At 33.4% G+C, this 7,812-nt stretch carries 9 protein-coding genes and 1 pseudogene; 5 read left to right on the top strand and 5 right to left on the bottom strand.

Annotated elements, in window-relative coordinates; genetic code table 11:
• From CU633_RS23155 to CU633_RS21905, 4 genes and pseudogenes are all read left to right on the top strand, one after another.
• Nucleotides 1-214, top strand: a pseudogene (locus CU633_RS23155) (ExeA family protein); the annotation flags it as partial.
• Between the two features lie 14 nt (nucleotides 215-228).
• Entirely contained in the window at nucleotides 229-396 is a 168-nt protein-coding gene (locus CU633_RS23050; protein WP_180955074.1) for a hypothetical protein, read from the top strand.
• Nucleotides 397-1,270: 874 nt separating this feature from the next.
• Nucleotides 1,271-1,645, top strand: coding sequence for a hypothetical protein (locus tag CU633_RS21910; protein ID WP_101662670.1), 375 nt, complete (start codon nucleotides 1,271-1,273; stop codon nucleotides 1,643-1,645).
• A 324-nt stretch (nucleotides 1,646-1,969) separates the two neighbouring features.
• A complete protein-coding gene (locus tag CU633_RS21905; protein ID WP_101662669.1) occupies nucleotides 1,970-2,476 on the top strand; it encodes a DinB family protein in 507 nt (168 codons plus the stop codon).
• A 184-nt stretch (nucleotides 2,477-2,660) separates the two neighbouring features.
• Here the strand turns inward: CU633_RS21905 and CU633_RS23045 are convergent, their stop codons facing one another.
• Together CU633_RS23045 and CU633_RS21890 are read right to left on the bottom strand one after the other, a co-directional pair.
• Nucleotides 2,661-2,873, bottom strand: coding sequence for a hypothetical protein (locus CU633_RS23045; RefSeq protein WP_180955073.1), 213 nt, complete (start codon nucleotides 2,871-2,873; stop codon nucleotides 2,661-2,663).
• 378 nt (nucleotides 2,874-3,251) lie between these two features.
• Nucleotides 3,252-3,968, bottom strand: a complete 717-nt coding sequence (locus CU633_RS21890; RefSeq protein WP_101662668.1) for an N-acetylmuramoyl-L-alanine amidase — start codon at nucleotides 3,966-3,968, stop codon at nucleotides 3,252-3,254.
• A gap of 365 nt (nucleotides 3,969-4,333) precedes the next feature.
• Between CU633_RS21890 and CU633_RS21885 the strand changes: the two genes are divergently transcribed.
• Complete coding sequence (locus CU633_RS21885; RefSeq protein WP_101662667.1) at nucleotides 4,334-4,888, top strand: hypothetical protein; 555 nt, start codon at nucleotides 4,334-4,336, stop codon at nucleotides 4,886-4,888.
• Nucleotides 4,889-4,979: 91 nt separating this feature from the next.
• Here CU633_RS21885 and CU633_RS21880 read toward each other — a convergent pair whose 3' ends face one another.
• From CU633_RS21880 to CU633_RS21870, 3 genes are all read right to left on the bottom strand, one after another.
• Nucleotides 4,980-7,283, bottom strand: a complete 2,304-nt coding sequence (locus CU633_RS21880) for a glycoside hydrolase domain-containing protein (protein WP_101662666.1) — start codon at nucleotides 7,281-7,283, stop codon at nucleotides 4,980-4,982.
• Nucleotides 7,284-7,346: 63 nt separating this feature from the next.
• Nucleotides 7,347-7,601: a helix-turn-helix domain-containing protein gene (locus CU633_RS21875; RefSeq protein ID WP_101662665.1), complete on the bottom strand. Its 255-nt coding sequence runs from the start codon at nucleotides 7,599-7,601 to the stop codon at nucleotides 7,347-7,349.
• 11 nt (nucleotides 7,602-7,612) lie between these two features.
• A partial coding sequence (locus tag CU633_RS21870; RefSeq protein ID WP_308314819.1) for a YvrJ family protein occupies nucleotides 7,613-7,812 on the bottom strand: 200 nt, incomplete at its 5' end.

The following is a 7,812-nucleotide window of genomic DNA, read 5'->3' as shown; positions in this document are numbered from 1 at the left end:
GGAAACGCATGAGTATATTCACCATCAGTTGGACGTGGTGGAAACCCCTCAAGAACTTTTTTCAGAAGAGGCCATTCAAGCAATTTACAACTTCAGCCACGGGGTGCCGCGAAAATTCAATACGCTGTGCAGCCAAAGCCTGTTGGATGCCTTTGTACAGGGGCACAAAATTGTGGGTGAATCGCACATTCATAGGGTAATAAACGATCTATAGAAGAGGGATGAGTTATGGAGAAACTCGAGAAGTATTACGTACAGTTACAAGATGGCATTTCGGAAATGGAGGCTGTAATTGAAGTGCTTAGAGTAGAAATTTCCGAACTGAAGGAACAGAAGGATACAATGCTAAAAATAGTTTCACTGTTAAAAAAAGAGGCGAAGGATCTGTTGTTTTAACAGCGTGAATTTGACAAAGAAATAGACTTTTTCATTTGCCAGTGGCAGTATGGGTGACTGACATTCACCTGCCGCGTCAATGCCACTGGCAAACAATCCGACATCGTAGGTGTCTGCGGACAGTATTAGCCATATCTATATTTTTAGCAATTAATCAAGAACAACAAATACATTCACTAAATTTTGTAGGTATAGATGATCCGATCCAAAATATGGATGATATTAATCAATACACTATGTGTGATGTTTTGAACAATATAGAAAAGCAACTCATAATTTCCACACATGATTTTAATTTCTTAAAATTATTTATTAAGAAAAATGAGCACAGAAAAAATGATATTATAATCTATAATTTAAAAAGTCCTTACATTAGTTCTAACAAATTAGAAATGATTAAATTTGATTCTTATAAAGCAATTTAATCAATCTTTTTTATAAATACTAAATCTACTCCAAAATCAAACCCACGCATTTTGATCAATCTTTTTTTAAAATGCATGGGTTTCCTCTATTATAGAATCAACTTTTGTAGGTGCATTTTAATCAAACTTTATTCCAAACCTACAGTCTTTGTTGATTTAAAATAAAGTTTGATAATTTGTAAAGAAGTTCGATAATTTATAAAAAAGTTTGATAATTTATAAAAAAGTTTGATCAAAAGTCCTGTAATGATATGCAGGATTTTTTTGTTCCGCAATCGGGCCATTTTCTAGAATAAGAGGAAGAATTATTCGTAAGCTAATTGAATTTCATGAATTCTCCTTTTTTCCATCTTTAGTTGTAGTCATCTCAGCCTATTAGCCGATTTAAAGTCAAAATAAAAATTGTATGCTTAATAAAGAGTTGAAAAAGATTCAAGGAGGGGTTAATGATGGCAAGACGTCGTTGTTATTTAGTGGTTGCAAAAGCACCCGAGGATGTAAAATTACGAGAAGCAAATGCCTTGTTTAATGATTACATAGCTGATCAAAAGCGTGGGCAAATTGTTTTTCATGACCATTTTGTTGGTGAACCAGGTGGTGTTGCTTTTTTTGACGTCCAATCAGAGCAGCAAAAGGCAGCACTTCAAGATGATTTACCGGAGTGGGACATTGAGATACATCCTCTCATTCTCTCTAGAACAGCTGCCGGCTTAGTTTATCAACTTGACTATACCAGCACCGAATATGCGAACGTTCCTCTTTCTGATTTAATAGAACGGGTAAAAAAAGCCGAGCACGAAGGTACCGATCCGTCCGATGCTTAATATTTACCATTAAGGGTTCGTTAATTAAGACACTATACCACGATGGGTTTTACATCTTTTTAAATAGCACATCTTCCAAAATTTCTTTATAAAAATCTTTAACAAACGGGCGCGTTTATTTAGGAACGCGTCTTTTTCGTGTATCGGGCCAGATTGTCGCATAACGGATGATGAATATTTTGCTAAAGTAGAAAGGGTTTTTGAAGGCGTGTTAATAACCTTTAGGGTAGCTCAATAAAAAACAAATTAGGTGTAATGATAATGTAAATTGGTGTATAGTAAAAAGAAAAATTTTCCTTTATATCTAAGGGGTGGGAGGATGCTATGGAAAAGATAGAATATGAATGGGTAAAACAAACACGTCAAATTTTATTAGATCAGTGTAGAGAATTGAATGAAGATGAATTTACTAAAGAGTTTGAATTTGGTTTTCAGAGCATTAGAGATTCTTTAGTTCATGTGGCAGGTTGCTATCATGCATGGTTAGGTTCTTTTGTGCTATCAGAAACATCATCTCCATTATTAACGAAGGAAGTAATTAATAATATGAAGGTAGATGATATTCAACGCTATTTTAAACAAGCTGATGAATATGTAGAGAGTGTATTTGAACAATTCAAAAACAAATTTGATGAGTTTATCGAAAAAGAGCCTTCTTGGAGAGCAGGTAGTGGGTTTATAAGAAAAACGCCACATCAATTACTAATCCATTCAATTACTCATGAATCACATCATAAAGGGCAAATTGTAACTATGCTACGTTTACTTGGCCATATACCTAAAAATACAGACATATTGGGGTTGCCTGAAAAAGAATTCGCAAAATATTAATAAGGAAGTCTTCCGCAATAGGGCGCGATTGTGGAGGGAATACAGGTAGAAAATGATCAAACTTTTTTATAAAAACCAAACTTAAATCTGCTGGAGAAGAATCCATTTTGAGCAATCTTTTTTCAAAATGGATTCTTTTTATTTATTGTAAAATTTGGGTTTACGAGGTATTTTTGATCAAACTTTATTTCAAAGCAACAACAGTGCGTGTTATTTCATATTTACTAATCGTATGTTTATTAAATTGAACCTGATTTATCATGTCTTTCATTATATTCGTAGGAACACCAGTACCCTTAAAAAAGATTAATACATCTTTTTTTGACTTACACAATAAGGGAATCGTATCAACTAATAGATTAAATAGATCAGGTGGATAATGATAAGTTATATTCATACTTTACGCTCCTTGAAACATACAGCAATGTTTCTCATTTAATATATTAGAAATTATATCACTTTTTAATATAAGCCCGCATTTTGAATAGTGTTTGATGCTTATTTTTATTAACCTTAATAGTTTTAAGGTTATGTCTTAATTAATGAAAGCAAACAATTACATTTTAGTTATTCATACACGATAAAAGCTTATGAATTAACGATATGTGAGTACTGAAAAAAATTATAAGTAGGTACATTCGGAACACTTTCAAAAGGGTGTAGCCAAACATATAGCTTATATGCTGGTCTGCTATCCTAGAATAACCCGATAAGGTACTCCAAGTACCACGCCCGCCGTTTCATCTCACTGAAAAAACCTTATTGATTTGGCATATTATCGAACCCTTATTTTTTGCCCAGGATAAATTCGTGATGGATCACTAATACCTGGATTTATTTTCTTTAATTGTTCCACCCTCATACCGTGTAAATTTGCAATTCTCCAGAATGTTTCCCCGGGTGCTACTGAATGGAAAATATCATTATTTGCTATTTTAAAACTATCTGCAATTGCATCTACCAATGTCCTAGCAACTAGCGCTCGATAATCATCCGATTTTAATAAGGCTAAATCTTGTAAGTTGGTCATAAAACCGCACTCCACTAAAACCGCAGGAGCATTTGTTTCTTTCAACATGTAAAATCCTTCCTGCTTTAATCCTCTGTTAATCATTCCAGTATTAATAATTAATGAATCATGAATATGTCTTGCTATGTTCCATGTCAAACTACCATCTTCAATCGAATTATAAATATATGTTTCAATCCCCCGTGCTGTATTAAAGGTGGTTCCATAAGCGTTCGCGTGTACATCTAAATGAAAGTCAGCTTTAAAATTATTTGATTGAGTCGCTCTTACACTCAATGGAATATCGGTTTTTCCTGTTGAATCATCCAATCGGAGAATTTCAACCTTCTGATGTTTTTCATAAAAAAGATTAACCATTTTAGAAACAACCGCACTATTAAACTCCCCTTCTCTCATGCTTTCGTCTGGCGCTCTTTTCCCAGAAGTAAAATAACCATGCCCCGCGCTTAAAGATAATCTCATTTTATTTTCGCCTCTATTGTTATCTGTTTCAGCTTATATGCTGGTATCCAATCCAGTTAATATACTTTTTTTATATTGCTAGGTTCTATATAAAACATTCCAAAAAATTCATCAATTGCCATGGATTAAGGAAAGTATCATTCGGTAAACCATCTATTTAAACACTTAAACGTGATCTGAATGCAAAGGGTACTAATGCAATACCATAAATAGCATTTTCCATTTTGCTATCCCTCCCTTATGGAAAGGTTTAAAATGATTATATATGCAGTTTATAAAGTTTAAAGTATTGAAAAATAACGAGAAATTGCTGATTATACCCAGAGAAGAAAAAGTTCTTCTAACATAAAGAAGGAGGAATTCAATTGGAAACTAAAAAAGGTAAAAATATGGCTATAATTGTTGTTATTTGCAGTATTTTTCTCCTATTAGTATTAACTTTTTTTAATACAAAAGGTATTTACATACAAATAGGAACTCCACCGTTCGGAATTAACCACCAGGCAGTTGCCATTTCACTACTGATTGTAGCGATCATTTCAATAATCAATTTGTTAAAAGATAAAGTAATAAAAGGAATTTTTTTTGGAATAGGGGTATTTTTTATTTTAGTGAATATGTTGCCTGGGTTATTAACAGGTGTAAATTATACGACTTTTTCTTCTCCTGATAACCAGCATAAATTTGTAGTCATTGAAAAAGGCATTGGTCAACTCTACCAATTATCGGATTCAGGGTTATTTATGACTCATATAACGGATATACACACCGACGATGGATACAAGCCATTTTCCAATGGGGCCTTTAAATTAGAATGGATTTCATCCGATAGATTAATAATACATTATGCTTTTGATTATATGGATGAGAATATTTATGACGACTATAGAAAAGTTTCTGTTCAATATAAAGGAAATTAGACTTACTTAAAAACTTTGAGATAAAATTAAAAGGTTAACCTAAGAATCGATTAACCTTTTAATTGTTTTCAAAATCTTATACCTGTAATGATTATTCTTCGCCAGCTTTTTGAATTAGAATATCTTTAAAAGCCATTGCAACTTCTTCGCCTTGTTCATCAGTATAATAAGGAGTATTAAAGGCATTCATAAATAGTGATCTCATCTCAAAGATACCGGGTTCATCAGAAGTTAATAAATAAGTACTTTGAGCTTGTACTAGATTTGGATTTCCTGAAAATCTATTATCAAAAAACAGACTAAATCTAACCTTATATCTATCTTCAAAGTAATATCTTAATAGGTCATTTATTGGTTGTGGAATATTATTAAGCATATTACCAATATTAAAAGCATCTACATCCGCTAGAAAATCTATTAGCGAAAATTTGGACACACTATCATCAGTGTTTCCTATCAGGTATAATGCCGCATCATAAGCTGAAGCATAACCTTCAATAGTTGCGGCCTGTCCTGCAGCATCAATTAAATCTCCTGCCCAACCAGCAAAATCTACAACAGCCTGGTCGCCAGTGCCATAAAACAATACACTATTAAGTGTAGCTGCTAGATGAGGAACATCAATAGGGATCTTATATTCTGGGTCATAAATTTCATAAATGTAAGGATTATTTAATTGTTCGTTAACCTCATTGATAAAGTCTGTATCAATAGAACCCGCTGTCATATCCCATAAAGTACCGTCGAATCTATCTTTTCTTAGATATTGGCATACAAGTTTATTGGCTTGCACAACATCGCCACCAGAATAATTAAAGGCTATCGAGTATATTTGATCGATTTGATCAAAAAATACGTGATTAGTCATGTCTGGTTCTGAAGGATAATCTACTAAAGGATCTACCGTGTTTTCCCCGTTGTATCTGCCGGATTTAATATTATTATCAATTTCGATATAACCATCCCCAGAACCGACAGTAACAGTGGAAATTTGATCAAATGCCCAATTACCTGGAAGTGGATATCCGAGATTTCCACTATATCCTGTAGACATACCACTTACAAAACTGGTCGTTGCTAACCCTTGTTTTGAGACTTCAATACAAACAGCTCTTGGGCCATATACACCAATTTTATATATTTTACCCAGATTAATCATTCGTTCATTTACACCAATAAAATAAGGAATAACATTTTCAGTTATTTGGTAACCAAGGACATCAAAATCAACGGCAAAATAGATAGTAGTATCTTTTAGAAAACCATATTCTCTAGCTGCCTTAAATGCTTTCTCTGCGTCTATCCTACCTTGTTCTCTAGTAAAATACTCTAAATAATTCCCTCTTGTTTGATAGATTGAAAAAACTGTTAATCCAGCATTGAAAATAGTTTCCAATTCACCCGGTTGAATCTTCTTATTTAAAGTCGAATTGGGTACATTTGTTAAATATCGACCTACCGTTTGATACCCTGCTGCTTTTAATGACTCTGCTCTTGCTGATGTGATTGTAGTTGTACAATCACACGCTGTGCCTTTTCTTGTAGAATCGCCAGTACTAACCAATGTTGAAAGCCAAGTTTGTTTTCCTGCAACCCCATCTACATTTAACATGCAAAATGCTTGGAAATCCATGACAGTTTCTTTTACTTCATTATCATAAATTCCGTCAAATGTACCGGGATCAAATCCATTTACATACAATGCGTATTGGAATAACTTTACGAAATTCCCACTACTTCCAACAGATAATGTTGGGAGTAAACTCTTTGTTGTAGGACCCACACTTCCTGTTTGTGATTCCGGCGCAATACCTTCCTCTGTTTGAATTCCATAGATGAGGGCCTTGTTCGTTCCTCTTTGGTAGTGACCATCACATGGCTGAACTCCTGCTGTTTTATAATATTTGTAGTTTAAATCTCTTTGCATTTCTCTGATTCTTGGATCCCCACCATATGTTAGGACATATGCATCCATAGTTAAAAATGCTTTAAAGATATAATCATAAACTTTTCCGTCTCTTATAGGAAGTCCAGCATCCGTTTGTAAATCAATTACAGCTTGTTTGGTTTGTTCAGTAAATGTTCCCGTAAATTCACCTGGATGATAACCTTTACAGAAACATGATCCTTGGAAAATTTGAACAATATTTTTCCCTTTTTCATCTGTTGGAACTTTACCAAACTCCATTTCTCCCCATGCTCTATATGCTGCTTTTGTTCCGTCACCGAAATTATCAGATGGTTCTGCAATACCTAATTCGATTTGCAAGGCACGAGTTAGTGCATATACCGTTGACCAACCAGTTAAGCCATTTTCAGGTGCTGGTTCATACCCGTATCTTCCTCCATAAGTATCATTTACCCACTGTTGTACCAATAAGACCATTGAATCCATTTACATTACCTCTTTCCTTCTAAATTCGAATTACCTTTTATAAAGAAAATAGAATTAAACATTTCACAACCTTTTTGAATTTTTTTCTTTATCGATTCTTTCTTTGATTTGCCAAAACCCTGGTACTGAATCAATATCATACCCCTTAATGTAAGAAACCATTTTTACTTTTAATTCTTGTGCTAAATCGTCTCTATCGTTCAAATTTGTCATATACATTGATTTTTTTAATTTTGGTTCAAACAGATCAATGATAGATTCTAATGCTTCATTGTTGTTCTTAGCTTCTTTTACAAGTTCATATAAAATTTTTTCCATACTATTCAGTCCTATCTTTTTTCTTTTATTACTTCGGTAAGTTGAGATATTATTTCTCCCAAATTATCAATTTTCTTTTCAAAACGTATTAATAGATAAATTGATATACAAATAGGAAAGCCGAAATTACCGAGTATAGTAATCCATTTGTAAACGCTAGAATAAAGTTGACAGTTTTCGCTTGATAAGATTTTACACTTTTGCTCAATCA

The sequence above is a fragment of the Bacillus sp. V3-13 genome (assembly GCF_002860165.1).
In the GTDB taxonomy this organism is placed as follows: domain Bacteria; phylum Bacillota; class Bacilli; order Bacillales; family Cytobacillaceae; genus Bacillus_BJ.
Note: the sequence above shows the minus strand (reverse complement) of the source record. Positions and strands in the feature narration are given on the sequence as shown.